This window comes from Rugamonas rubra (genome assembly GCF_900114705.1).
Classification (GTDB): Bacteria; Pseudomonadota; Gammaproteobacteria; order Burkholderiales; family Burkholderiaceae_D; genus Rugamonas; species Rugamonas rubra.
This window is the reverse complement of the sequence record NZ_FOTW01000022.1, coordinates 21,747-44,212: the sequence shown is the minus strand read 5'-3', so window position 1 is coordinate 44,212 and position 22,466 is coordinate 21,747. Positions and strand designations below refer to the sequence as shown.

Annotated in this window: 17 protein-coding genes; 12 read left to right on the top strand and 5 right to left on the bottom strand. The window is 69.6% G+C overall.

Annotation, left to right across the window (positions count from 1 at the left end; all coding sequences use genetic code 11):
• Nucleotides 1-15: 15 nt before the first annotated feature.
• Nucleotides 16-510 (bottom strand): Lrp/AsnC ligand binding domain-containing protein, encoded by a 495-nt coding sequence (locus BM252_RS21695; protein ID WP_093389765.1) that lies wholly within the window; start codon nucleotides 508-510, stop codon nucleotides 16-18.
• A 107-nt stretch (nucleotides 511-617) separates the two neighbouring features.
• On the opposite strand from BM252_RS21695, the gene BM252_RS21690 reads away from it, so the two are divergent.
• The 10 genes from BM252_RS21690 to BM252_RS21645 all read left to right on the top strand — a co-directional run bounded on the left by BM252_RS21690 (nucleotide 618) and on the right by BM252_RS21645 (nucleotide 9,529).
• Complete coding sequence (locus BM252_RS21690) at nucleotides 618-1,907, top strand: D-amino acid dehydrogenase (RefSeq protein WP_093389764.1); 1,290 nt, start codon at nucleotides 618-620, stop codon at nucleotides 1,905-1,907.
• Nucleotides 1,908-2,025: 118 nt separating this feature from the next.
• The gene (locus BM252_RS21685; RefSeq protein WP_093389763.1) at nucleotides 2,026-2,865 is read left to right on the top strand and encodes an HDOD domain-containing protein; all 840 of its coding nucleotides are present in this window, start codon (nucleotides 2,026-2,028) and stop codon (nucleotides 2,863-2,865) included.
• Between the two features lies 1 nt (nucleotide 2,866).
• Nucleotides 2,867-3,886 carry a transporter gene (locus tag BM252_RS21680; RefSeq protein ID WP_093389762.1) on the top strand — a complete coding sequence of 340 codons (1,020 nt, stop codon included), beginning with the start codon at nucleotides 2,867-2,869 and terminating at the stop codon, nucleotides 3,884-3,886.
• 27 nt (nucleotides 3,887-3,913) lie between these two features.
• Nucleotides 3,914-4,276 carry a translation initiation factor Sui1 gene (locus tag BM252_RS21675; RefSeq protein WP_093389840.1) on the top strand — a complete coding sequence of 121 codons (363 nt, stop codon included), beginning with the start codon at nucleotides 3,914-3,916 and terminating at the stop codon, nucleotides 4,274-4,276.
• Nucleotides 4,276-5,058, top strand: coding sequence for a hypothetical protein (locus tag BM252_RS21670; RefSeq protein WP_093389761.1), 783 nt, complete (start codon nucleotides 4,276-4,278; stop codon nucleotides 5,056-5,058). The genes BM252_RS21675 and BM252_RS21670 overlap by 1 nt, the downstream gene beginning before the upstream one ends.
• Before the next feature lie 26 nt (nucleotides 5,059-5,084).
• The gene (locus BM252_RS21665) at nucleotides 5,085-5,723 is read left to right on the top strand and encodes a CatA-like O-acetyltransferase (protein WP_093389760.1); all 639 of its coding nucleotides are present in this window, start codon (nucleotides 5,085-5,087) and stop codon (nucleotides 5,721-5,723) included.
• A 214-nt stretch (nucleotides 5,724-5,937) separates the two neighbouring features.
• Nucleotides 5,938-6,666 (top strand): PEPxxWA-CTERM sorting domain-containing protein, encoded by a 729-nt coding sequence (locus BM252_RS21660; protein WP_093389759.1) that lies wholly within the window; start codon nucleotides 5,938-5,940, stop codon nucleotides 6,664-6,666.
• Between the two features lie 80 nt (nucleotides 6,667-6,746).
• A complete protein-coding gene (locus BM252_RS21655; protein ID WP_093389758.1) occupies nucleotides 6,747-7,616 on the top strand; it encodes a sterol desaturase family protein in 870 nt (289 codons plus the stop codon).
• A 66-nt stretch (nucleotides 7,617-7,682) separates the two neighbouring features.
• Complete coding sequence (locus BM252_RS21650; protein WP_093389839.1) at nucleotides 7,683-8,903, top strand: MFS transporter; 1,221 nt, start codon at nucleotides 7,683-7,685, stop codon at nucleotides 8,901-8,903.
• A complete protein-coding gene (locus BM252_RS21645) occupies nucleotides 8,900-9,529 on the top strand; it encodes a helix-turn-helix transcriptional regulator (protein ID WP_093389757.1) in 630 nt (209 codons plus the stop codon). The genes BM252_RS21650 and BM252_RS21645 overlap by 4 nt, the downstream gene beginning before the upstream one ends.
• Nucleotides 9,530-9,616: 87 nt before the next feature.
• Here BM252_RS21645 and BM252_RS21640 read toward each other — a convergent pair whose 3' ends face one another.
• Complete coding sequence (locus BM252_RS21640) at nucleotides 9,617-10,177, bottom strand: outer membrane beta-barrel protein (protein ID WP_174900621.1); 561 nt, start codon at nucleotides 10,175-10,177, stop codon at nucleotides 9,617-9,619.
• A gap of 165 nt (nucleotides 10,178-10,342) precedes the next feature.
• Complete coding sequence (locus tag BM252_RS21635) at nucleotides 10,343-11,866, bottom strand: SulP family inorganic anion transporter (protein ID WP_245774376.1); 1,524 nt, start codon at nucleotides 11,864-11,866, stop codon at nucleotides 10,343-10,345.
• A gap of 167 nt (nucleotides 11,867-12,033) precedes the next feature.
• Here BM252_RS21635 and BM252_RS21630 point away from each other — a divergent pair, with 167 nt between their 5' ends.
• Nucleotides 12,034-12,729, top strand: coding sequence for a heavy metal response regulator transcription factor (locus BM252_RS21630; RefSeq protein ID WP_093389754.1), 696 nt, complete (start codon nucleotides 12,034-12,036; stop codon nucleotides 12,727-12,729).
• Complete coding sequence (locus BM252_RS21625; RefSeq protein WP_217429946.1) at nucleotides 12,726-13,661, top strand: histidine kinase dimerization/phospho-acceptor domain-containing protein; 936 nt, start codon at nucleotides 12,726-12,728, stop codon at nucleotides 13,659-13,661. The genes BM252_RS21630 and BM252_RS21625 overlap by 4 nt, the downstream gene beginning before the upstream one ends.
• Nucleotides 13,662-13,815: 154 nt before the next feature.
• On the opposite strand, the gene entS is transcribed toward BM252_RS21625, so the two are convergent.
• Together entS and BM252_RS21615 are read right to left on the bottom strand one after the other, a co-directional pair.
• Nucleotides 13,816-15,078, bottom strand: a complete 1,263-nt coding sequence (gene entS, locus BM252_RS21620; RefSeq protein ID WP_093389753.1) for an enterobactin transporter EntS — start codon at nucleotides 15,076-15,078, stop codon at nucleotides 13,816-13,818.
• Nucleotides 15,075-22,457 (bottom strand): non-ribosomal peptide synthetase, encoded by a 7,383-nt coding sequence (locus BM252_RS21615; protein ID WP_093389752.1) that lies wholly within the window; start codon nucleotides 22,455-22,457, stop codon nucleotides 15,075-15,077. The genes entS and BM252_RS21615 overlap by 4 nt, the downstream gene beginning before the upstream one ends.
• Nucleotides 22,458-22,466 lie beyond the last annotated feature (9 nt).

Genomic DNA, 22,466 nt, shown 5'->3' with positions numbered 1-22,466 from the left:
GCCTCCGCGCCCGCCTCACTGCGGCGCCTCGGTCGACAGGATCAGCGTCTCCTTGATCTCCTCCATCACCACGTAGCTCTTCGACTGCGCCGCGCCGGGCAGCTGCAGCAGCATGTCGCCGAGCAGCTTGCGGTACTCGGCCATTTCGTGGATGCGCGCCTTGATCAGGTAGTCGAAGTCGCCCGACACCAGGTGGCACTCCTGCACCTCGGGGATGCGCAGCACCTCGCGGCGGAACTGCTCGAACACCGAGGCCGACTTCTGGTGCAGCGTGATCTCGACGAACACCAGCAGCTTGGCGCCCAGCGCCGGCGGGTCGACGCGGGCGTGGTAGCCGGTGATGACGCCGTCGCGCTCCATGCGCTTGACGCGCTCGATGGCCGGGGTGATCGACAGGCCGACCTGCTCGCTCAGGTCCTTCATCGAGATGCGCCCGTCGTCCTGCAGGATGCGCAGGATCTTGCGGTCGAGCTTGTCCAGGCTGCGGACGGACTCCTTGTGAATTCGCATGAATTTCCACTAAATTTTGCTGGTTATACAGTAACAAACACTGGCTGAATGAACATATCATAGTGCTTTATCTGGTCATAGTCTAAAAAAATTCAGGGGACAGGAAAATGCGCGTAGTTATTCTCGGCAGCGGTGTCATCGGCGTCACCAGCGCCTACTATCTGGCCCAGGCCGGCCACGACGTGACCGTGCTCGAGCGCCAACCCGGCCCGGCGCTGGAAACCAGCTTCGCCAACGCCGGCCAGATCTCGCCCGGCTACGCCTCGCCCTGGGCCGCCCCCGGCATCCCGCTGAAGGCCGTCAAGTGGATGATGCAGCGCCACGCGCCGCTGTCGATCAGCCCGGACGGCACCCTGTTCCAACTGCAGTGGATGTGGCAGATGCTGCGCAACTGCACACCCGAGCGCTACGCCGTCAACAAGGAGCGCATGGTGCGCCTGGCCGAATACAGCCGCGACTGTTTCAAGACCCTGCGCGCCGCCACCGGCATCGAGTACGAGGGCCGCCAACAGGGCACCACCCAGCTGTTCCGCAGCCAGAAGCAGCTCGACGACGCCGCCAAGGACATCCAGGTGCTGCAGGACACCGGCGTGCCCTTCGAGCTGCTCAACCGCGAGCAGCTGGTCGGCGTCGAGCCGGGCCTGGCCAAGTCCAAGGACCGCCTGGTCGGCGGCCTGCGCCTGCCCAACGACGAGACCGGCGACTGCCAGTTGTTCACCACCCGCCTGACCGCCATGGCCGTCGAGCTGGGCGTCAAGTTCCGCTACAACGTCGACATCAGCGGGCTGGCCACGGCCGGCGACGAGATCGCCGGCGTGCAGTGCGGCGCCGAGCTGGTGCGCGCCGACGCCTACGTGGTGGCGCTGGGCGCCTACTCGACCCGGCTGCTCAAGCAGCTGGTCGAGATCCCGGTCTACCCCTTGAAGGGCTACTCGATCACCGTGCCCATCGTCGACGCCGGCGCCGCGCCCACCTCGACCATCCTCGACGAGACCTACAAGATCGCCGTGACCCGCTTCGACGACCGCATCCGCGTCGGCGGCATGGCCGAGATCGCCGGCTTCGACACCCGCCTCAATCCGCGCCGCCGCGAGACGCTGGAAATGGTCGTCAACGACCTGTTCCCCGGCGCCGGCGACACCGCCGAGGCCACCTTCTGGACCGGCCTGCGGCCGATGACGCCGGACGGCACGCCGGTGGTCGGCCGCACCGGCCTGCGCAACCTGTTCGTCAACACCGGCCACGGCACGCTGGGCTGGACCATGTCCTGCGGCTCGGCCCAGCTGCTGGCGGACATCATCTCGGCGCGCCGCCCGGCCATCCTGTCGGCCGACCTGTCGGTGGCCCGCTACAGCAAGGACGGCGCCCAGCGCCGGCCCGAACTGGCCAACGCCTGAGCCCCGCCCCGGCGCGCCAACGCGCGCCGGGGCGCCTGCCGTCGCGCCCGCTCCATTCCGACCACAAAGCGCATCATTGCATTGAGCTTGGAGTCGTGCCTGACGTATAATTTTGTACATGAATAAACTCGAAGCATTCGGCCACATCGCCGCCCTCGCCATTCGTGGCGAACTGGTCTTTCCCACCAGCGTCAACGCCGCGCTGCGCGTACAGCTGGCGTTGGACGATCCCGACTGCCCGATCGACAAGGCGATCGGCCTGGTGCTGGCCGAGCCGCTGCTGGCGGCGCGCACCGTCGCCATCGCCAACTCGGCGATGTTCAACCGCGCCGGCGCGCCGGCCATCACCAACGTGCGCGGCGCCATCATGCGCATCGGCTACCAGAACCTGTTCGCCCTGGCCGCCGCCATGGTGGTGCGCCAGTTCGGCAGCAAGATCGTCGACCCCGGCGTGCGCGCCAAGGCCGAGCAGCTGTGGGACCACACCATCCACGTCGCCGCGCTGGCCCGCATCATCGCCCGCCAGGTCACCAACATCAACCCGGACACGGCGCTGTTCGCCGCCATCGTGCACGAGGTCGGCGGCTTCTACCTGCTGTCGCGCGCCGACGAGTTCCCCGGCCTGCTCGAGGAGGACCCGGAGAACTGGCAGCCGGCCAGCGAGGAGATCATCCTGCGCGAGGTGATGGCCAAGCTGTGCATCCCGGACGAGGTGGCCGAGGCCATCGAGGGCCTGCGCGACAGCTTCCTCTCGATCCCGCCCGACAACCTGCTCGACACCCTGCTGCTGGCCAACCACCTGGCGCCGGTCGCCTCGCCGCTGCAGTCGGCGCCGCGCGAACTGCCGCCCCACGCCGACTCGGTGATCGACCTGTTCATCGACGAGGAAACGCTGGCGGCCATGCTGGCCGAATCGGAGATCGACGCCGCCGCCATGAGCGCGGCGCTGCTGGTCTAGCATGCAGGCGGCCCCGCTGTCCTACGGTTCCGACCAATCCGGCCTGGTCTGCGGCTACCTGTTCGGCCGCGCCGCGCACGGCCTGGCCATCGAGGCCGACGAGGCGCGCGCCTGGCTGGCCGCGCGCGAGGCCCATCCCGGCGAGTTCATCTGGCTGCACTTCAACCTGGCCAACACCGCCAGCGAGAAGTGGCTGCACGAGCACACCCGCCTGCCCGAGGAGTTCCACGAGAGCCTGCACGAGGGCCCCCGCTCGACCCGCATCGAGCAGGCCGACAACACCCTGATCGCCGTCGTCAACGACGTGCTGCACGACTTCTCCTTCGAGCCCTCGGACATCTCGACGCTGTGGCTCAGCGTCGACCGGCAGTTGGTCATCAGCGCGCGGCGCAAGCCGCTCAAGGCCATCGACGGCCTGCGCAACGCGGTGCGCAACGGCGAGAACCTGCGCTCCTCGGTCGAGCTGCTGATCCACCTGCTGCGCGACCAGGCCGACGGCCTGCTGAAGATCGTGCGCGCCGCCATCGCCCGCGTCGACGCCATCGAGGACAACCTGCTGGCCGGCAAACTGAACACCAAGCGCGCCTCGCTCGGCGAGCTGCGCCGCGTGCTGGTGCGCCTGCAGCGCCTGCTGGCGCCCGAGCCGGCCGCGCTGTTCCGCCTGCTGCAGCGCCCGCCCGCCTGGGTCGCCGAGCTCGACGCGCAGGAGCTGCGCGAGTCCACCGAGGAGTTCTCGATGGTGCTGGCCGACATGGCCTCGCTGCAGGAGCGCATCAAGCTGATCCAGGAGGAGATCGCCGCCCTGGTCAACGAGGGCAACAACCGCAGCCTGTTCGTGCTGACCATCGTCACCGTGCTGGCCCTGCCGATCAACATCATCGCCGGCCTGCTCGGCATGAACGTCGGCGGCATCCCGCTGGCGCAGGACGATGGCGGCTTCTGGATCATCGTCGGCATCGTCGCCAGCTTCACCGTGGCGGCCGGCTGGCTGGCCTTCCGCCGCCAGCGCGACCTGATCTAACCCCACCCCACCGCAAGACATACCATGATGAAAAGCAGTTCGAACAGCGGCCTGGTGTATTCCACCGAGCTGGGCCGCACCTGTCCCGTTTGCCGCCGGGCGCTGGCCGCCTGCGCCTGCCAAGGCCAGGCCAAGGCCGCGCCGGCGGGCGACGGCAAGGTGCGCGTGTCGCGCGAGACCAAGGGACGCGGCGGCAAGTGCGTCACCCTGGTCAAGGGCGTGGCGCTCGACGCCGCCGCGCTGGCCGCGCTCGGCAAGCAGCTGCGCGCCGCCTGCGGCAGCGGCGGCACGGTCAAGGACGGCGTCATCGAGGTGCAGGGCGACCACTGCGACACCGTGCTGGCGGCGCTGCAGAAACTCGGCCACAGCCCCAAGCGGGTCGGCGGCTGATGCGCCGACAACGTCCCGGTCCGCTCGGCCGGCGCCTGCCGCCCGTGTTCCAGGCCCTGGCCTTGGCGCTGGCGCTCTGCGCTGCGGCGGCGCCGGCGTTGGCCGGTTCGGCCGGCGACAACGCGGCCGCGCGGCCGTTCGCCGACAAGCCGCTGGCCGCTCCGCACATCCACGTCGACAGCCCGGCCCAGTTCCTCAAGTGGAGCGGCAAGCCCGTGCAACAGGACGACGACCCCGGCCGGGTGTTCAAGAAGACCCGGCTCGGCACGCTGGCCTTCGGCCCGAACCTGCGGGTGCACCTCGACGCTATCCAGAACACCGTGCATTTCCCCTCGTCCTACCAACTGGTCGACGCCGCCTCCGGCGCCCTGCTCGGCAGCTACGAGGTGTTCGACCTGGACGACGCCGAGTGGTACTTCGCCGGCAACGGCGCGGCGTATTTGAACCAGACCCACCTGTCGCTGTGCGGCCAACGCAGCACCCGCAAGATCGCGCAGAGGGGCAAGGCGCTGGTCGAGGTGGCGCAGCCGCTGAGTTACATCGGCGTCGACAGCACCGTCGAACAGGCCACCGCGCTGTACGACTCGCCGACCAGCCGCACGGTGGTGGCCACCGTCGCGGCCGGCAGCACGGTCCACGTCATCGGCCTGCTGCCGGGCAAGTCGGCGCAGGCGCGCGACAAGCTGGCCCTGCTGGTCAAGACGCCGTTCGGCCTGACCGGCTGGCACCGGCTGGACTACGGCAAGGGCGAGGCCGGCCTGGCCATTTACCAGTGCAACTAAGCGGCGCCATCGGTTAAACTTGCCGCATGAAAAATTTCGAACACCGGCGCGACCGGTTTGAGCTGTTCGCCGGTTTCGACAACCCGCGCATCAACCTGGGCATGGCGCTGACGCTGCCCGACTTCCGTCCGTTCTGCAAGGCGCGCCAACTACCGCCCTTCCACTTCTTCCTCTACTGCCTGCTCGACAGCGTGCAGTCCATCGACAACTTCCTGTACCGCGTCCACGACGGCGAGGTCATCAAGATCGAGCAGTTCTACGGCTCCTACACGGTGCTCAACCAGGACAACAACCTCAACTACGCCCGCTTCGTCCGCTCGCCCGACCTGGCCGAGTTCGTCGAGCGCAGCGTGGCGGCGGGCCGCGTCGCCCAAGCCAGCCGGGCGCTGATCAACACCGGCGCCGACCTGAGCCCGCGCGAGATGCGCGACAACGTCTACAACACCTGCCTGCCGTGGCTGGACCTGACGGCCATCGAGCATCCGCTGTACCGCCACCACGAGGCCGACATCCCGCTGATCGCCTGGGGCCGCTTCAGCGCGCCGGCCGGCGCCACGCTGACGCTGCCGTTCTCGATCCAGGCCCACCACGGCTTCGTCGACGGCTACCACGTCCACCGGCTGACCGAGCGGCTGGCCGCGCGCATCGCCGAACTGATCGGCTGAGCGGCGGCACGGCGGCACGGCCGGGGCACTCCGACAAGCGCCTCCGGGCGCCACATAAAATTGAAAAATAAACATTTTGATTGCCTTCAATGCAATCAAATGCTATTCTCTCGCCTTCACTAAATCCTTCTCCTGCCCAAGCGGCACGACGGGCGCGTCCACCGATCCGCCCGCCGCGCCAGGCGCAGTAAGAACCACAATATTTGGAGCATCCATGCGTTTGAACACCATCAAGCTGGCCATCGCCGGTTTCGCCGCCCTTAGCACCTTCTCGGCGCAAGCCACCGAACTGGTTAAGAACGGCGGCTTCGAGCAGGTCAGCGGCATCGGCCAGTTCAACCACAACGTCACCGTCAGCGACTGGTCGTCGAACGGCTACAACTTCGTCTTCGCCGCCGGTTCGGCCGACACCACCGGCTCGGTCGGCTCCTACGGCGCGTTGACCTTGTGGGGCGCCAACAATGGCGGCAACAACCCGCTGGCCACCAGCCACAACGGCGGCAACTTCATCGCCGCCGACGGCGCCTTCGAAGTCTCGCCCATCCAGCAAACCATCAACGGCCTGGTCGTTGGCCAGAAGTACACCGTGAACTTCGAATGGGCCGCCGCGCAACAGTCCGGCTTTGACGGCGCCACCACCGAACAATGGGTGGTCAACCTGGGCAACAACGCCGCCACCCAGCAGTCGACCGCGGTCTACCACAACCCTAGCCACAGCTCGAGCGGCTGGATGAAGGAAAGCATGACCTTCACCGCCGCCGGCACCAGCCAGATCCTGTCCTTCCTGGCGGTCGGCACGCCGGAAGGCAAACCGCCGTTCTCGCTGCTCGACGGCGTCTCGATGACCTCGGCCGTGCCGGAGCCTAGCTCGTGGGCCATGCTGTTCGCCGGCCTGGGCATGGTTGGCTTCATGGCGCGCCGCCGCCAGGGCAACGCGGCCTGATCAAGCCAGCGCGAGATTGACCGCGAACCGGACAGGGGCAACCCTGCCCGGTTTTGTCGTTTTAGACGGATGCATCCGATATGAACCTGATCCACAGCCTTTTCGCCCATGTGCCCGCCTTCGCCCTCAGCGTGTTTCGCCTGAGCGTGTGGCTGGTCCTGCTGGCGGTGATCTTCGTGCCGCTGGAGCGCTGGCTGGCCGTGCGGCCCGGCCGCCCCGCGCGCGCCGACCTGCTCAGCGACCTGGCCTATTACTTCCTCAGCAGCCTGCTGCCGGCCATGCTGCTCAGCGTGCCGCTGTCGCTGCTCGCGCTGGCGGCGCAGCAGCTGGTCCCGGCCGCCGTGCCGGCCGCCCTGGGCGCCCTGCCGCTGGCGGCCCGCCTGGCGCTGGCCTTCGTCGTCGGCGAGATCGGCTTTTACTGGGGCCACCGGCTCAGCCACGAGATCCCCTGGCTATGGCGCTTCCACGCCATCCACCACAGCCCCGAGCAGATGTACTTCCTCGTCAACACGCGCTCCCATCCGGTGGACACGGTGGTCACCCGCCTGTGCGGCATGCTGCCGCTCTACCTGCTGGGCCTGGCCGGTCCCAGCGCCGGCGGCAGCGTCGCGCCGGCCGGGCTGATCGTGCTGGGCACGATCTGGGGATTCTTCATCCATTCCAACCTGCGCCTGCGCTTCGGCGCGCTGGAATGGCTGATCGCTACGCCGGGCTTCCACCACTGGCACCACAGCCGCCACGAGTTCATCAACCACAACTACGCCTCCATGCTGCCGCTGTGCGACAAGCTGTTCGGCACCCTGCATCTGCCGCCGACCTGGCCGGCCGCCTACGGCACCGACACGCCGCTGCCGCCCACCTTCGCCCGGCAATTGATCGAACCGCTGCGCTCGCCCGGCCAAGCCGATGGCAAGGCGAGCAAGGCGTCGGATATGTCGGCAAATAAGTAAATGATTTAGTTTACTTATATTGTGGAGCCCGGTATATTGCCATTCATGCACACTTGAATGGCCAACATGAAATCATCCCTGCTCATCACCGCCGCCTGCCTGTTGGCGCTGCTGTCGACCATCGGCGCGGCGCTGCCCTACCCCATCCTGCCGCCGCTGTTCGCCGCCGGCGTCAGCAACGGGCTGAACCATTTCCTCGGCCTGCCGCCCAAGCTGCTGTTCGGCCTGGCGCTGACCATCAACCCGCTCGGCCTGCTGATCGGCTCGGCCCTGCTCGGGCCGCTGTCGGACCGCTACGGCCGCCGCCCCGTGCTGCTGGTCACCGCCCTCGGCGCCGCGCTCGGCCACGCGCTGACGGCCTGGGCGCTGGTGCTCGAATCGTATCCGCTGTTCATCCTGGCGCGCTTCGCCACCGGCCTGCTCGAAGGCAACGGCTCGGTGGCGCGCGCGCTGCTGGCCGACCGCCTGCAGGGCGACCTGCGCCTGCGCGCCCTGTCCTGGCTCAACGGCGCCTTCTACATGGGCTGGCTGGCCGGCCCGCTGCTGGCCGGCGCCACGCTGGCCTGGGGCGTGACGACGCCGTTCTGGGTCGCCACGGTGGCGCTGACGGTGACGGCGGCGCTGGTCGCCGTGGCCCTGCCGCGCGAGGCGCCCAACGGCGCCAACACCTCCTGGTGGCAGGTGGCGCGCGACGGCCACGCGCTCAACCTGCTGCGCCACGCCGAGCTGCGCCAGTTCTTCGTCGTGCAACTGGCCTACACCTGCGGCGTCACCGCCTTCTACGAGTTCTATCCGCTGTGGCTGGTGGAGGTGCCCGGCTACGGCGCGCGTGGCATCGCCTGGACCACCGCCGCCATGTGCTCGGTGATGATCGCCACCACCTGGTTCGCCGGCCGCCCCAGCCAGCGCGACCCGCTGCGCCGCGCCTGCCTGTACGCCGCCGGCACGGCGACGGCCGTCGTCGTGCTGGCGGCCGGCAACGCCTGGGTCGGCCTGGCCGCCATCGTCCTGTTCGGCATCCCGCAAGCCTTCTACATGGCCATCGTGCCGAACTGGTGCGCAGAGCGCTTCGGCCACCACGGCCAGGGCGCGGTGATGGGCTTGCTCTCCACCACCTTCTGTCTGGCCAACATATTGATGGCGCTGGCCGGTGCCGTGCTGACCTTGATCGACACCCGCCTGATCCTGCTGCTCGGCGCCGCGCTGACGGCCAGCTCGGCCTGGCGCCTGCACACCTGGCGCGGCGAGATGGCCGCCAACGCCAGCCTGCGCGTGGTGCAATCGTGAGCACCGCCGAACAGGTGCTGTACCTGCTCAAGACGCGCGGCGCGCAGACGGCGCAGCAGTTGGCCGCGCTGCTCGAGTTGACCTCGATGGGCGCGCGCCGCCAGCTCGAGGCCTGGCAGGACAAGGGGCTGGTCGAATTCGAGGAGACGGCCGACAAGGTGGGCCGCCCGGCGCGCCACTGGCGCCTGACGGCGGCCGGCCACGCCCGCTTCCCCGACCGCCACGCCGACCTGACGCTGCAATTGATCGAGCAGGTGCGCGGCCTGTTCGGCGCCGCCGGCCTGGAGCAGTTGATCACCGCGCGCGAGCTCGACAGCGAACGCCAGTACCGCGAACGGCTCGGCCCGGACACGGCCGACTGGCCGGCGCGCGCGGCCGCGCTGGCCGGGCTGCGCAGCGCCGAGGGCTACATGGCCGAGGTCGAACCGCAGGACGACGGCAGCCTGCTGCTGATCGAGAACCACTGTCCGATCTGCGCCGCCGCCGCCAGCTGCCAGAGCTTTTGCCGCTCCGAGCTGGACATCTTCCGCCGCGTGCTCGGCGAGGGCGTCGCCGTCGAGCGCGCCGAGCACCTGCTGGCCGGCGCGCGCCGCTGCGTCTACCGCATCACACCGCTGCGCGGCTGATCCGGCCCGCCGGCGCCCGCGCGGCGGGCGCGGACACAAAAAAGCCGGCGCGAGGCCGGCTTTTCAATGCGTCAATTCCCGGGGGAATTAGAAGCTGTAGCGAACGCCTACGGACAGCATGTCGGCTTTCAGGCTGACTGGCTCGTCTTTGGCGATCTTGCCGAAGTTTTCGTATTCAGCAACGAACGAAACGTTCTTGTTCAGCTGGTAAGCAGCACCGATGCCGAATACGGCGGTGGTGCGGTTTTCGCTTTCCGACGAGTTGAAGCCTGGCGCGCGAGCGGTGACTTTAACGTGGTTTTGCGCGATGCCGACCTTGCCGAACAGCGAGAACTCGTTGTTCAATGGCAGGGTGCCGGTAGCGGCGACGAAGACGGTTTGTGGCTCCGACTTGATGTAGCCGCCGCCGTTGTTGATTTCGGCCTTGCCGAAGTTTACGTAGGCAACTTCAACGCCGTAGTTGGCGGTGAACTGGTAGCCACCGTTCAGTTTGAAACCGGTGCCGTTGTCTTTCAGCGAAAAACCTGGAGCGTCCAGTTTCTGTTCCGAGCGACCGACGTTGCCGCCGACGAAGTAGCCTTCAGCTTGCGCGGCAACTGGGAAAGCGATTGCTGCACCGATCAGAGCGGCGATAAATTGTTGTTTCATCTTCAATCCTGTTCTTTTTTGATTTTGAGGCGATACAAACGCCTCCCCAATAACGGGGCAGCGCATTTTACACTCTATGCAACTAATTTATCAAGGGCAACATTGAATAAAGATTGTTCGGCACCGAAAGCCATAGTACCGTTCGAATGATGGCGGTCCATCGCATCAGCCTAATTTACTGTCGGCGACATGGTAGCGCGGGTCCTCGTCGGCGTTCACCTCGACCAGCGCGCCGGCCCGTCCCAGGATCTCCCGGCAGTCCGCGCTCAGGTGGCGCAGGTGCAGCGTTTTGCCCGCCTGCTGGTAGCGCGCCGCCAAGGCGTCGATCGCCTCGATGGCCGAATGGTCGACCACCCGCGCCGCGCCGAAGTCGATCACCACGTCGGCCGGATCGTCCTTCGGCGCGAACAGGCCGGCGAACTGGCTGGCCGAGGCGAAGAACAGCGAGCCCTGCAGCCGGTACACCTTCCAGCCGCGCGCGTCGGTCTCGACGCGCACCTGGATCTGCTTGGCGTGCTGCCAGGCGAACACCAGCGCGGCGAACACCACGCCGGCCAGCACCGCCACCGCCAGGTCGGTCAGCACGGTGATGACGGTGACGCCGACCACCGTGACGGCGTCCTGCCGCGGGATCTTGCGCAGCGCCTGCAGGCTGCCCCAGGCGAAGGTCTTCTCGCAGACCACGAACATCAGGCCGACCAGCGCGGCCAGCGGAATCTTCTCGATCCACGGCGACAGGAACAGGATGAAGGCGAGCAGGAACAGCGCGGCGACGATGCCCGACAGGCGGTGGCGCGCGCCGTTGTCGATGTTGATCATGCTCTGGCCGATCATGGCGCAGCCGCCCATCGAGGCGAACAGGCCGGCCACCACGTTGGCCAGGCCCTGCGCCATGCTCTCGCGGTTGGGGCGGCCGCGCGTGTCGGTGATGGTGTCGATCAGGTTCAAGGTCAGCAGCGTCTCGATCAGGCCGATGGCGGCCAGCACCAGCGCGTAGGGGAAGATGATGTACAGCGTGGCCAGCGTCGGCGGCACCTGCGGCAGGTGCGGCTGCGGCAGGCCGCCGGCGATCGAGCCCATGTCGCCCACCGTCTTGGTTTCGATGCCCAGCAGGTTGACCAGCGCGGCCACCAGCAGCACCGCCCCCAGCGAGGCCGGCAGCAGCGTGGTCAGCTTCGGCAGCAGGTAGATGACGGCCATCGTCAACGCGACCAGGCCGAGCATCACGTAGAGCGGCGCGCCGCCGATCCAGCCGCCGCCGGGCAGCTTGAAGTGGCCGAACTGGGCGAGGAAGACGACGATCGCCAGGCCGTTGACGAAGCCCAGCATGACCGGGTGCGGCACCATGCGGATGAACTTGCCCAGCTTGAAGGCGGCGAACAGCAGTTGCAACAGCCCCATCAACACCACCGTGGCGAACAGGTATTCGGCGCCGTGGCTGAGCACCAGGCTGACCATCACCACCGCCAGCGCGCCGGTGGCGCCGGAGATCATGCCGGGCCGGCCGCCCAGCGTCGCCGTCACCAGGCACATGATGAAGGCGGCGTACAGGCCGGTCATCGGGCTGACGTGGGCCACCAGCGCAAAGGCGATCGCCTCCGGCACCAGCGCCAGCGCGACGGTCAGTCCGCTGAGTAGATTGACCTTGATTTCGGCCGGCTTCATCGACAACATAACTCTCCCGTTCATGACGCGCGCCGCCGTGATCGGGTCGAAGGCGGGCGGCAAAACCGGCGATTATCGCACGCGCCGGCAGCGCCGCCGCCCTTCGGGTAGAGTAGCGGCTTCGGTGGCGGCTTCGGTGGCGGCTTCGATAGCGGCTTATTTGGCAGGGATGGAACCCATGGAGAACCACAGTGCGCATCTTGGTGGTTGAGGACGAACCGAAGGCCGGCGACTATCTGCGCAACGGCCTGATCGAGTCCGGCTACGCCGCCGACCTGGCGCGCGACGGCGCCGCCGGCCTGCGCCTGGCGCTGGCCACCCGCTACGACGCCATCGTGCTCGACGTCATGCTGCCCGGGCTGGACGGCTGGCAGTTGCTGGCCCGCCTGCGCGAGCAGCGCGAGCCGCCGCCGGTGCTGTTCCTGTCGGCGCGCGGCACGCTGGAGGACCGCCTCAAGGGCCTGGAACTGGGCGCCGACGACTACCTGGTCAAGCCCTTCTCCTTCGCCGAACTGCTGGCGCGGCTGCGCGTGGCGCTGCGCCGCGCGCCGGCCCGCCAGCTGCAAACGCCGGACGACGACGGCGCCCTGACCCTGGCCGACCTGCGCCTCGACACGGCGCTGCGCCAGGCCCAACGCGGCGCCAGTCCGATCGCCCTGACCAACAAGGAGTACGCGCTGCTGCACTTCTTCCTCAGCCACCAGGAGCAGGTGCTGTCGCGCTCGCTGATCGCCTCGCGCGTGTGGGACATGAACTTCGACAGCGACACCAACGTCGTCGACGTCGCCGTGCGCCGCCTGCGGCAAAAGGTCGAGGAGCCGTTCGCGCCGCCGCGCCTGATCCACACGGTGCGCGGCGTCGGTTACCGCTGCGGGCTGGCGCCGTGAGCGCGCGCCCGCCCGGCTATGCGCTGACGAGGCGGCTGGCGGCGCTGTTCGCGCTGTTGTGCTTCGCGCTGCTGGCGGCGCTCGGCGTGTTCCTCTACCGCGAGCTGGAGCAGCAGTTGACGCTGCGCGACGACGCCGCCCTGCTCAACCGCGTCGAGCAGATCCGCGTCCTGCTACAGGACGAGAACACGATGGAGCTGGTCCGCGCCAAGCCCGGCCTGTTCGCCAACATGCTGGGCAACCGCGAGGCGCTGCTGGTGCTGCGCTTCGCCGGCCAGGCGCCGCTGATCGAGGTCAACCCCGGCGCCATGCCCATCCCCGAGCTGGCGCCCTTGCCGCCGGAGGCGCCGCTGACGCTGTCGGCGGTGCGCCATACGTTCGATGCCAACGGCGTGCCCTTCATCGCGCTGGCCGCCAGCGCCCGCAGCGACGATCCGCGACGGCCGTTGGAAATCATCGCCGGCCGCGCCATGGGCGAGCGCACCCACATGCTGGCGCAGTACCGCGAGCGCATCCTGCTGTCGGCCGGCGCCGGCGCCGTGCTGGCCGCCCTGGCCGCGCTGGCCCTGGTGCGGCGCGGCCTGCGTCCACTGCGCGAGCTGGCGCGCCAGACCGACGGCATCGGCATGGCCAACCTGGCCGCCCGCCTCGACGGCGCCGGCGCACCGCGCGAGCTTGCCCTGCTGGTGGACGCCTTCAACGCCATGCTGGAGCGGCTGTCCAACGGCTTCACCCGCCTCAGCCAGGTCTCGGCCGACATGGCGCACGACCTGCGCACGCCGATCGCCAACCTGCTCGGCCAGACCGAGGTGGCGCTGGGCCAGCAACGCAGCACCGACTATTACGAGGCGCTGCTGGCGTCCAACCACGAGGAGTTGCAGCGCCTGGCCAGAATGACCGACAACATGCTGTTCCTGGCGCGCGCCGCGTAGCCGGCGCATCCGCGTTTATTACCCCCACACCCCGATCCGCCACGGTCGGGGTCTGACCCCGTGCGGGGTCAAACCCCTTGCCTTGAGGGCTTAAGCCAGCATCCCTCCCATCCGTGAAGAACCATCTCAGCGCATGGCCCCGGCCCGCCTGTGCTCAGGCCGCGCCGGCCTGCTCGTTCAACGCCGCGTCGTGCATCGGCGCCTGGCGCAGCACGCGCAAGCTACCCAGCAACAGCAGACCGATGCCGGTGGCGGCGGCGCCGCAGAAGAAGATGCTGCCCAGCGAGGACAACAGCTTGCCCAGCAGGCCGATGCCCAGCGTGCCGAGCGAGTCGCCGGCCGCGTCCTGCGCCGTCCACAGGCTGTTGACCCGGCCCAGATAATTGTCCGGCGTGTGGCCCTGCACCAGCGTGTACTGCAGCAGCGAGGCGATAGCCACCAGATAGCCGAAGACCACCAGCAACAGCAGCGTCGGCACGAAGTGGCGGTTCAAGCCAATCAACATCAGGCAGACAAAGGCGCCCAGGCTGACCAGCATCATCACCAGGCCGGGACGCTGCAACTGCCCGGTCCAGCCGCTGACGATGGCGCCCAGCGTGGCGCCCAGCGGCACGGCGGCGTACATCATGCCGACCTCGAAGGCGCCGCCGCCGAAGGCCGTCTGCGCCAGCGCCGGGAACAGCACGCGAATGGTGGTGGTCAGCGTGATCAGCGTACCGATCACGGCGGTGCTGGCCACCACCGGATTGGTGAACAGGAAGCGGAAGCCGTCGGCCAAGGCGCGCAGCGGATGGTGCGCCGGGCCCGGCGCCGGCAACATGGCCGGCAGACGCAGCAGCGGCAGCAGGGTCAGGCCGGTGCCGATGGCGGCGACCAGGTAGTTCCAGCCGACGTCGGCGGCGGCGATGATGATGCCGCCGATGGCCGGCGAGATCACCGTCGCCAGCCGCACCGTGACCATGCTGATGGCGCGCGCCTGCATCAGGTTCTCGCGGCCGACGATGAGCGGCATGCAAGCCATCAGCGCGGTCACGCCGAGCGCGCCGAAAAAGCCGTCCCACACCGACAGCACATACACCGCCCACAGCGACGGCGCCGGCAGCCAGGCGTTGACGGCCAGGCCGAGGAAGCCGACGCCGCACACCGTGCGGGCGAACAGGATCAGCTTCTTGCGGTCGTAGCGGTCGGCCAGCACGCCGCCCAGCAGCAGGCCGACGAACATGCCGGCGCCTTCCAGCGCCATCGCCAGGCCGACGTGGAAGCTGTCGCCGGTCAGCGCGTAGATCTGCATCGGCACGGCCACCGACAACATGCCCAGGCCCAGCAGCGAGATGGTGCGGGCGATGAAGACGCTGCAAAAATCGCGGTTGCGGCGCAACAGGCCGAGGTCGACAAACAGGGAGGATTTCTTGCTCATGCCAGCTTCACTTTCAATGGTTCCAACGTCCATACTTCTTCGGCTTCCGGCTTGGCCGCCTGGCGCAGCGCCGCGTCCAGCAAGGGGCCAAGCGTGGTCATACTCTGCGGCGACAGGATGTTCTCGTGCGAGCAGTCGGCCAGACTGTGCACCTGCAAGCGCTGCACGTGCTTCTCCCAACTGGCGCGCGGCGCGATGTAGTCGGGCAGCGACCGCTCGGCGACGAACAGGGTCACGGCGCCGTCGTAGTCCGGCGTGACGGTGCGCGACAACAGCCGCACCGCGTCCTTGTAGTTGGCGAAGACCTGCCCCAACACGGCCTCCTTCTCCTGGCGCAGCTGGGCCGGCTCGTCGCCCATGGCGGCGTCGTCGCCGTCGGCATAGGCGTCGCTGAGCAGTTGTTCCTGTTCGCGCTCGGCGCCCATCGCCGCCTCCGCGCCCTGCGGATCGGACCAGTCGTGCGCCTCGGCCGGGTAGGTGTCGAGCAGGCCGAGGAAGTTCACCGTCTCGCCCAGCGCGCGCAGCTTGGCCGCCATGCCGTAGGCGACCGTGCCGCCCAGCGAATAGCCGAGCAGGTAGTACGGCCCCTGCGGCTGGATCTCGCGCACGGTGCGCAGCTGCCGTTCAAGCAGCTGTTCCATGTCGGCGCTGCTGGCGATCACGCCGTGCGGGCGCGGCGACTGCAGGCCGACGATGGGCTGCGTGCCGCTCAAATAGCGCGGCAGCACGCTGTACTGCCAGGCGAAGCCGGAGCCGGGATAGACGCAGAACAGCGGCGCGCCCTGCCCCGCGCGCAGCTCGATCACCGGCTCGAAGCCGTCGCCGCCGACCGCGCCGGGCAGCAGATCGCCCGGCATCTGCGCGGCCAGCCGCGCCACCGTCGGCGCGGTCATGATCTGCCCGACCGGCACCGGCCGCTGCAGCACGCGGCGCAGTTCCGCCGCCAGCCGCATGGCCAGCAGCGAGTGGCCGCCCAGGGCGAAGAAATCGTCGTCGGCGCCGACCCGCTCCACCTCCAGCACCTTGGCGAAGGCTTGCGCCAGCACGCTTTCCAGGCCGGCGGCCGGCGCGCGGCCGGCACCTTCGCCAGCCGCCGCACCCAGCGACGGCAGCGGCAGGGCCTTGCGGTCCAGCTTGCCGTTGGCGCTCAGCGGCAGTTGCGCCAGTTCGACGCAAGCCACCGGCACCATGTGGGCCGGCAGGCGCTGCGCCAGCCGTTCGCGGATGGCGCCGGCGTCCAGGCTGGCGCCGTCGCGCAGCACCAGGTAGGCCACCAGTTGGCGGTGGTCCTCGCCGCCCTCCATCCGCTGCGCCTGCGCGCCCAGCACCACCGCGTGCACCACCGCCTTGGCCACCTCGGGCTGCGCCAACAGCACCGTCTCGATCTCGCCCAGCTCGACGCGCTGGCCACGGATCTTGATCTGGTCGTCGGCCCGACCCAGGTACTCGACCGCGCCGTCGGCCAGCCAGCGCACCACGTCGCCGGTGCGGTACATGCGTGCGCCGTCGCCGAAGGGATCGGCGACGAAGCGGCTGGCGCTCAGTTCGGGCCGGCCCAGATAGCCCATCGCCAGCTGGACGCCGCATAGATACAGCTCGCCGGCCACGCCCGGCGGCACCGGCCGCAGATAGCGGTCCAGCACGCGCAGCTGGGTGTTCCACACCGGCCGGCCGATCGGCACGCCCAATCCCTCGCCGTCCAGGCCGGCGCCAAAGGCCGGCTGGTAGGTGACGTCGACGGCGGCCTCGGTCGGGCCGTACAGATTGTGCAGCTGCGCCCCGATCAGGCCGGAGAACTCGCGCGCCTGCGCCTTGCTCAACGCCTCGCCGCTGCAGAACACCAGGCGCAGGCTGGGGCAGACCCCGCCGCGCCGGCCCGCCAGGGTGCGCGCGTGGGCGCTGAAGATCGCCAGCATCGACGGCACGAAGTGCAGGCAGGTGACGCCGTGCAGGACGATCGCCTGCGCCAGCGCCTGCGGATCGCGGTGCGCCTCCGGCTCGGCCATCGCCAGGCGCGCGCCGACCATCAGCGGCCAGAAGAACTCCCACACCGAGACGTCGAAACTGCTCGGCGTCTTTTGCAGCACCACGTCGGCGCTGCCCAATTGATACATGTGCTGCATCCATTCGATACGGTTGACGATGGCGCCGTGCGACACCAGCACGCCCTTCGGCCGGCCGGTGGTGCCGGAGGTGTAGATCAGGTAGGCCGGATGCGCCGGCGTCAGCGCCACCTGCGGCGCCGGGTGGTCGACCGCGTCCGCCAGCAAGGCGTCGAAGGACAGCAGCGCCGCGCTATGCGCCATGGCGCCGAAGCGTTCACGCGCGTCGCCCTGGCAGATCAGCAGGCGCGGCGCGGCGTCGCCCAGCATGTAGGCCAGCCGCTCGTCGGGATAGGACAGGTCCAGCGGCAGGTAGGCCGCGCCGGCCTCGATCACCGCCATGACGGCCAGGCTCAAACGCACCGAGCGCGGCAAGGCCACCGCCACTACGTCGCCCGGCAGCACGCCGGCGGCGATCAGTTGCGCGGCCAGGCCGTGCACCTGGCGGCGCACCTGCGCGTAGCTGAGGCGCTGGCGCGCGTCGAGCAGCGCCGGCGCGTCCGGCGTGCGGGCGGCCTGCGCCGCGAGCGCGCTTTGCAGCGTGGCCGGCGCCACCGCGCGGTCGGTGGCGTTGACCTCGGCCAGCAGCGCGGCCTCGCGCCAGTGCAGCAGCGGGTAGCGCGACAGCGGCAGCGCCGGCTGTTCGACCAGGCTGCGCAACAGCTGCTCGACGCGCTGCGCCAGCGCCTGCGCCTCGGCCACCGCGCCGCGATACTCGACCAGCAGCGTCAGCGACTCGCCCGGCAGCACCAGCAGCGCCAGCGGATAGTGGCTGTAGCCGCGATTGTGGATGTCGCCGACGCGCAGCGGCTGGCCGTCGCTACCGCTCAGTTGCTGCTCCAGGTAGGCGTTGTCCGGGTAGTTCTCCACCACCAGCAGCGTGTCGAACAGGGTGGCGGCGCCGGCCAGGCGCTGGATCTCGGCCAGGCCCAGGCCATCGTGCTCCAGCAGCTCGATGTGGCGCTGCTGCATCGCCGGCAGCTGCTCCCACAGCGACTGCTGCGGCGCCAGCTGCACCCGCACCGGCAGGGTGTTGAGGAACAGGCCGACCTGCTCCTCGATGCCGGCGATGGCCGCGCTGCGGCCCGACACCGGGGTGCCGAACACCACGTCGCTGCGGCCGGCGATGCTGCCCAACACGCAGGCCCACACGCCCTGCATCAACACGTTCAAGGTCAAACCCCGGGCGCGGATCTGCGCCATCAGGGCGCCGCTCAGCGCGGCCGGCAAGGTCAGCTCGAATTCGCTGACCGGCGCGCCGGCGGGGATCTGCTCGAACAGCAGCGTCGGCTGGACCTGCGCCAGCGTCTCGCGCCACAGCGCCCGGCTGGGCGCCTGCTCGCGGCCGGCCAGTTGGCCGATCAACTGGGCGTAGCCGGCCTGCGGCGCCGGCAAGATGCTTACGTCGTCGCGGTAGGCGGCGAGCAGGTCGCGCAGCAGCAAAGGCGTCGACCAGCCATCCACCACCAGATGGTGGATCACCAGCAGCAGCACGTGGTGCTGGCCGTCCAGATGCACCAGGGCGGCGTTCAACATGCCGGCGCCCTGGTCGGTCGGGTAGTCGCGCTCCAGCAGCGCCTGTCCAATCTCCTCCAGGCCGCCGGCCCGCCGCTCCGCGCTCAAGGCCGACAGATCGTGCTCCTGCCATGGCCAGGCCAACGCATTGGCACCGTCCTGGCGCGGCAGCAGGAACACCGCCTCGTCGCCGGTCTCCATGTCGAACCAGCCGGCCAGCTGCGGGTAGCGGCTCAGCACCGCTTGCAGGGCCTGGCGCAGACGGCCGCTATCGAGCGCGCCGGTGAATTGCAGGCGGGTGAAAGCGTTGTAGTTGGCGGCCTGCTGGCCCAGCTGGGCGTGGAACAGCATGCCCTTTTGCAGCGGCAGCACCGGCGCCGGTTCGGCGAAGTCCGGGTAGCGCTGGCGCAGCAGCGCCAGTTGGGCCGGCGCCACCGTCCATGCCGGCGCGAGGGCCGCCTCGGCGCCCGCTTCCGGCACGGCTGTCAGCACGGCCGCCATGCCGCGCGCGCTGCGCTGGGCGAACACCGCGCTGGGGCGCAGGGTGTGGCCGGCGCGGCGCAGCTCGCCGCACAACATCATGGCGGAGATGCTGTCGCCGCCGACGGCGAAGAAGTCGTCCTCCACGCCGGCCCGCTCCAGCTTGAGCACCTTGGCCATCAGTTGGCACAGCAGGGCCTCGGCCGCGCTCTCCGGCGCGCCGCCGGCGCTGTGGACGGCCGCGGCGGGCAGGCGCTTGCGGTCGATCTTGCCGCTGACGTTGCGCGGGAACTCGTCCAGTATCACCAGCGCCGACGGCACCATGTAGTCGGGCAGCGCCCGGCGCAGCGCGGCCAGCAGCGCAGCGCCGCGCTGCGCCACGTCGCCGCCTTCGGACGACGGCGCGACGCAATAGCCGATCAGGCGATGGCTATTGTTGACGGCCTGCGCCAGCACCAGCGCGCTCTCCACGCCGGGCAGCAGCGACAGCGCGTTCTCCACCTCGCCGATCTCGACGCGGTAGCCGCGCACCTTGACCTGGTCGTCGCCGCGGCCGACGAACTCCAGCCGACCCTCGCGGTTCCAGCGCACCAGGTCGCCGCTGCGGTACATGCGCGCGCCGGCCTCGGCGGCGAACGGGTTGGCGACGAAACGGCCGGCGCTCAAGCCGCCGCGCGCCAGATAGCCGGCGGCTAGGCCCTTGCCGGCCAGGTAGAGCTCACCCACCACGCCGACCGGCACCGGCTGCAGGCGGGCGTCGAGCACGTAGACCGAGGTGTTGCCGATCGGCCGGCCGATCAGCGGCCGTTCGCTGTCGGCCAGCGCCGCGCGCAGCGTGTCGACGGTGTATTCGGTCGGGCCGTACAGATTATGCGACAGCAGGCCGGGGACGGCGCGCAGCTGGCGCCACAGGGCGGCCGGCGCGGCCTCGCCGCCGATCAGGATCAGGCTGGGTTGCTGGGCGCCCGGCTCCATCAAGCCGCTGCCCAGCATCTGCGCCAGGAAGGACGGCGGCAGGTCCATCGCGTCGATCGAAAGGCGGCGCACCTCCTGCACCAGGGCGTGGGCGTCGCGCCGGGTGTCCTCGTCGAAGACGTACAGCTCCTGGCCGTGCAGCAGCCAGAACAGCTGCAGCCAGGACGAGTCGAAGGAGAAGGAATGGGTGTGGGCGGCGCGCAGCGCGCGGCCCGGATGGCGCGCGCGCACGGCGTCCAGCGCCGGGCGGTAGATGGTGTCCTGGTGCGAGGCGAACAGGTTCAACAAGGCGCCGTGGGTGTTCATCACGCCCTTCGGCCGGCCGCTGCTGCCGGAGGTGAAGATGACGTAGGCGACCGAGTCGGCCGTCAGCGGGGCGGCGCGCTCGTCGGCGTCCAGGCCGTGCGCGGCATGGCCGGCCAGCTCGGCGCGCAGCGCGGCGGCGTCCAGGTCCAGCCGGGGAATGGCCGCCGGCAGTTCGGCCGCGCAGTCGCTGCGGCTCAGCAGCAGGAGCGGGTTGGCGTCCTCGCACATCATCGCCATGCGCTCGGCCGGGTAGTCCAGGTCCAGCGGCAGCAAGGTGGCGCCGCTGTTCAGGATGGCCAGCATGGCCAGCACCGTGTCGGCCGAGCGCGGCATGGCCAGCGCCACCACCGTGCCCGGCGCGGCGCCGCGCGCGATCAGCAGGCGGCTCAGTTGCGCCACGCGGCCGGCCAGCGCGGCAAAGCTGTAGTGCTCGGCGCCGCTGACCAGCGCGGTGGCGTCGGGACGCAGCGCGGCCTGTAGCGTCAGCAGATCCAGCACGTTGTGCACGCCCTCTGCCGGCGTCACCGCCGGGCCGGTCGACCACTCGGCCACGGCCGCCTGCTCGTCGGCCGCCATCAGCGACAATCGGCCGACCGCTTGTTCCGGTTGCGCCAGCCAGCTCTCCAGCAGGCGGACGATGCGTTGCGCGTGCTCGGCCAGATCGCCCGTCTGGTAGCGCGCGGCGTCGGCGCGCAGTTCGATGGCGATCTGTTCGCCGTGCACCAGCAGGCCGAACTCCAGGTCGTCCACCGGGCCGGTGGCCAGGTGGTGGGTGATCCCCTCGGCGCCGCCGAAGTCGAGCTCGTAGTCGAACAGCTTGTAGTTGATCAGCGCACCGTACAGCTTTTGGCCGGAGCCGACCAACTGCATGTCGCGCTGGATTTGCTCGGCGTCGTAGCGTTGGTGCGGCCGCACCAGTTTCAGCGCGCGCTTGAAGCAGGCCGCCACGGCGCGCCAGTCCATCTCCGCCGCCATCTCCACCCGCAGCGGCAGCACACTGACCGCCGGCGCCGAGGAGTGGATGGCGGCCGATCCCATGCGCCGCATGAACGGCACGCCGATGGCCTGGCGCGCCTGGCCGGTCATGCGGTACAGGTAGGCGGCCAGCAGGCCCATGATCAGGTCGGGCGCGGCCAGGCGTGCGGCCGCAACGGCAGTCGTCGCAACGGCAGCCGTCGCCGCCGCGCCGGCCGGCGCCACTGCCGGCGCCGATGCCAGCGCCCGCAAGCGCGCCAGCGTGGCGGCCGGCAGCGCCAGGTCGAAGGTAATCAAGCCGGCGCCACCCGCCTCCTCCACCGCCGCCCGCGTCGACAGGCTGGCCGGGGCCGGCATGTCTTCGCAGTAGTCGCGCCAGAAGGCCTGGTCGGCGCTCCAGCGCTCGGAGGCCTGGTAGGCCAGATATTCATCCACCACCGCCGCGACGCCGATCAGCGTGCCGTCCGGCGCCGCCCTTCCCTGCGCCAGCGCCGTGTAGAGCGCGGCGATGCGCCGCGTCAGCGCGGTGAAGCTGAAGCCGTCCAGCATGATGTGGTGGAAGCGCTGATACCACAGCCAGCTGTCGCCGCCCTGCCCGTCGCGGACATGGAACAAGGCCTGGCGGTACAGCGGCAGGTCGCCGTCCAGCGGCAGCTCGGCGCGCGTGTCGGCCCACATCCACTCCAGCGCGCGCGCCTTGCCGTCGGCTTGGCCGCGCCAGTCGAAGAGCTCGGGCGCGGCGATGTCGGCGGCGCCCAGGCCGTCGCGCAGCTGCTGGCTGCCGCCGGCGTAGCGCGCGGTGACGGTGTCCGCCTCGGCCAGGCCCTGGCGGATCGCCTGGCACAGCAACTCGGGCTGTAGCTCTCCCGTGAAGGAGATCCAATGCGAGATCACATAACTATTCTTCTGTTCCGACACCTGGTCGGCCAGCCAGATACCCTGCTGGCTGCCGGTCAACGGCAGCTCGCGGGATTGGCCGGCGGCGGCCGGGACGAGCACTTCTTGCTGCGCTTGGGGACGATTCATGCGGATGCC

What these genes read in the sequence shown, in the direction of transcription:
- BM252_RS21660 (WP_093389759.1), top strand. Translation starts at nt 5,938, where the DNA reads ATGCGTTTGAACACCATCAAGCTGGCCATCGCCGGTTTCGCCGCCCTT.
- BM252_RS21640 (WP_174900621.1), bottom strand. Translation starts at nt 10,177, where the DNA reads ATGAAACAACAATTTATCGCCGCTCTGATCGGTGCAGCAATCGCTTTC.
- BM252_RS21635 (WP_245774376.1), bottom strand. Translation starts at nt 11,866, where the DNA reads ATGAACGGGAGAGTTATGTTGTCGATGAAGCCGGCCGAAATCAAGGTC.
- BM252_RS21675 (WP_093389840.1), top strand. Translation starts at nt 3,914, where the DNA reads ATGAAAAGCAGTTCGAACAGCGGCCTGGTGTATTCCACCGAGCTGGGC.
- BM252_RS21695 (WP_093389765.1), bottom strand. Translation starts at nt 510, where the DNA reads ATGCGAATTCACAAGGAGTCCGTCCGCAGCCTGGACAAGCTCGACCGC.
- BM252_RS21655 (WP_093389758.1), top strand. Translation starts at nt 6,747, where the DNA reads ATGAACCTGATCCACAGCCTTTTCGCCCATGTGCCCGCCTTCGCCCTC.
- BM252_RS21650 (WP_093389839.1), top strand. Translation starts at nt 7,683, where the DNA reads ATGAAATCATCCCTGCTCATCACCGCCGCCTGCCTGTTGGCGCTGCTG.
- BM252_RS21665 (WP_093389760.1), top strand. Translation starts at nt 5,085, where the DNA reads ATGAAAAATTTCGAACACCGGCGCGACCGGTTTGAGCTGTTCGCCGGT.
- entS (WP_093389753.1), bottom strand. Translation starts at nt 15,078, where the DNA reads ATGAGCAAGAAATCCTCCCTGTTTGTCGACCTCGGCCTGTTGCGCCGC.
- BM252_RS21670 (WP_093389761.1), top strand. Translation starts at nt 4,276, where the DNA reads ATGCGCCGACAACGTCCCGGTCCGCTCGGCCGGCGCCTGCCGCCCGTG.
- BM252_RS21615 (WP_093389752.1), bottom strand. Translation starts at nt 22,457, where the DNA reads ATGAATCGTCCCCAAGCGCAGCAAGAAGTGCTCGTCCCGGCCGCCGCC.
- BM252_RS21685 (WP_093389763.1), top strand. Translation starts at nt 2,026, where the DNA reads ATGAATAAACTCGAAGCATTCGGCCACATCGCCGCCCTCGCCATTCGT.
- BM252_RS21680 (WP_093389762.1), top strand. Translation starts at nt 2,867, where the DNA reads ATGCAGGCGGCCCCGCTGTCCTACGGTTCCGACCAATCCGGCCTGGTC.
- BM252_RS21690 (WP_093389764.1), top strand. Translation starts at nt 618, where the DNA reads ATGCGCGTAGTTATTCTCGGCAGCGGTGTCATCGGCGTCACCAGCGCC.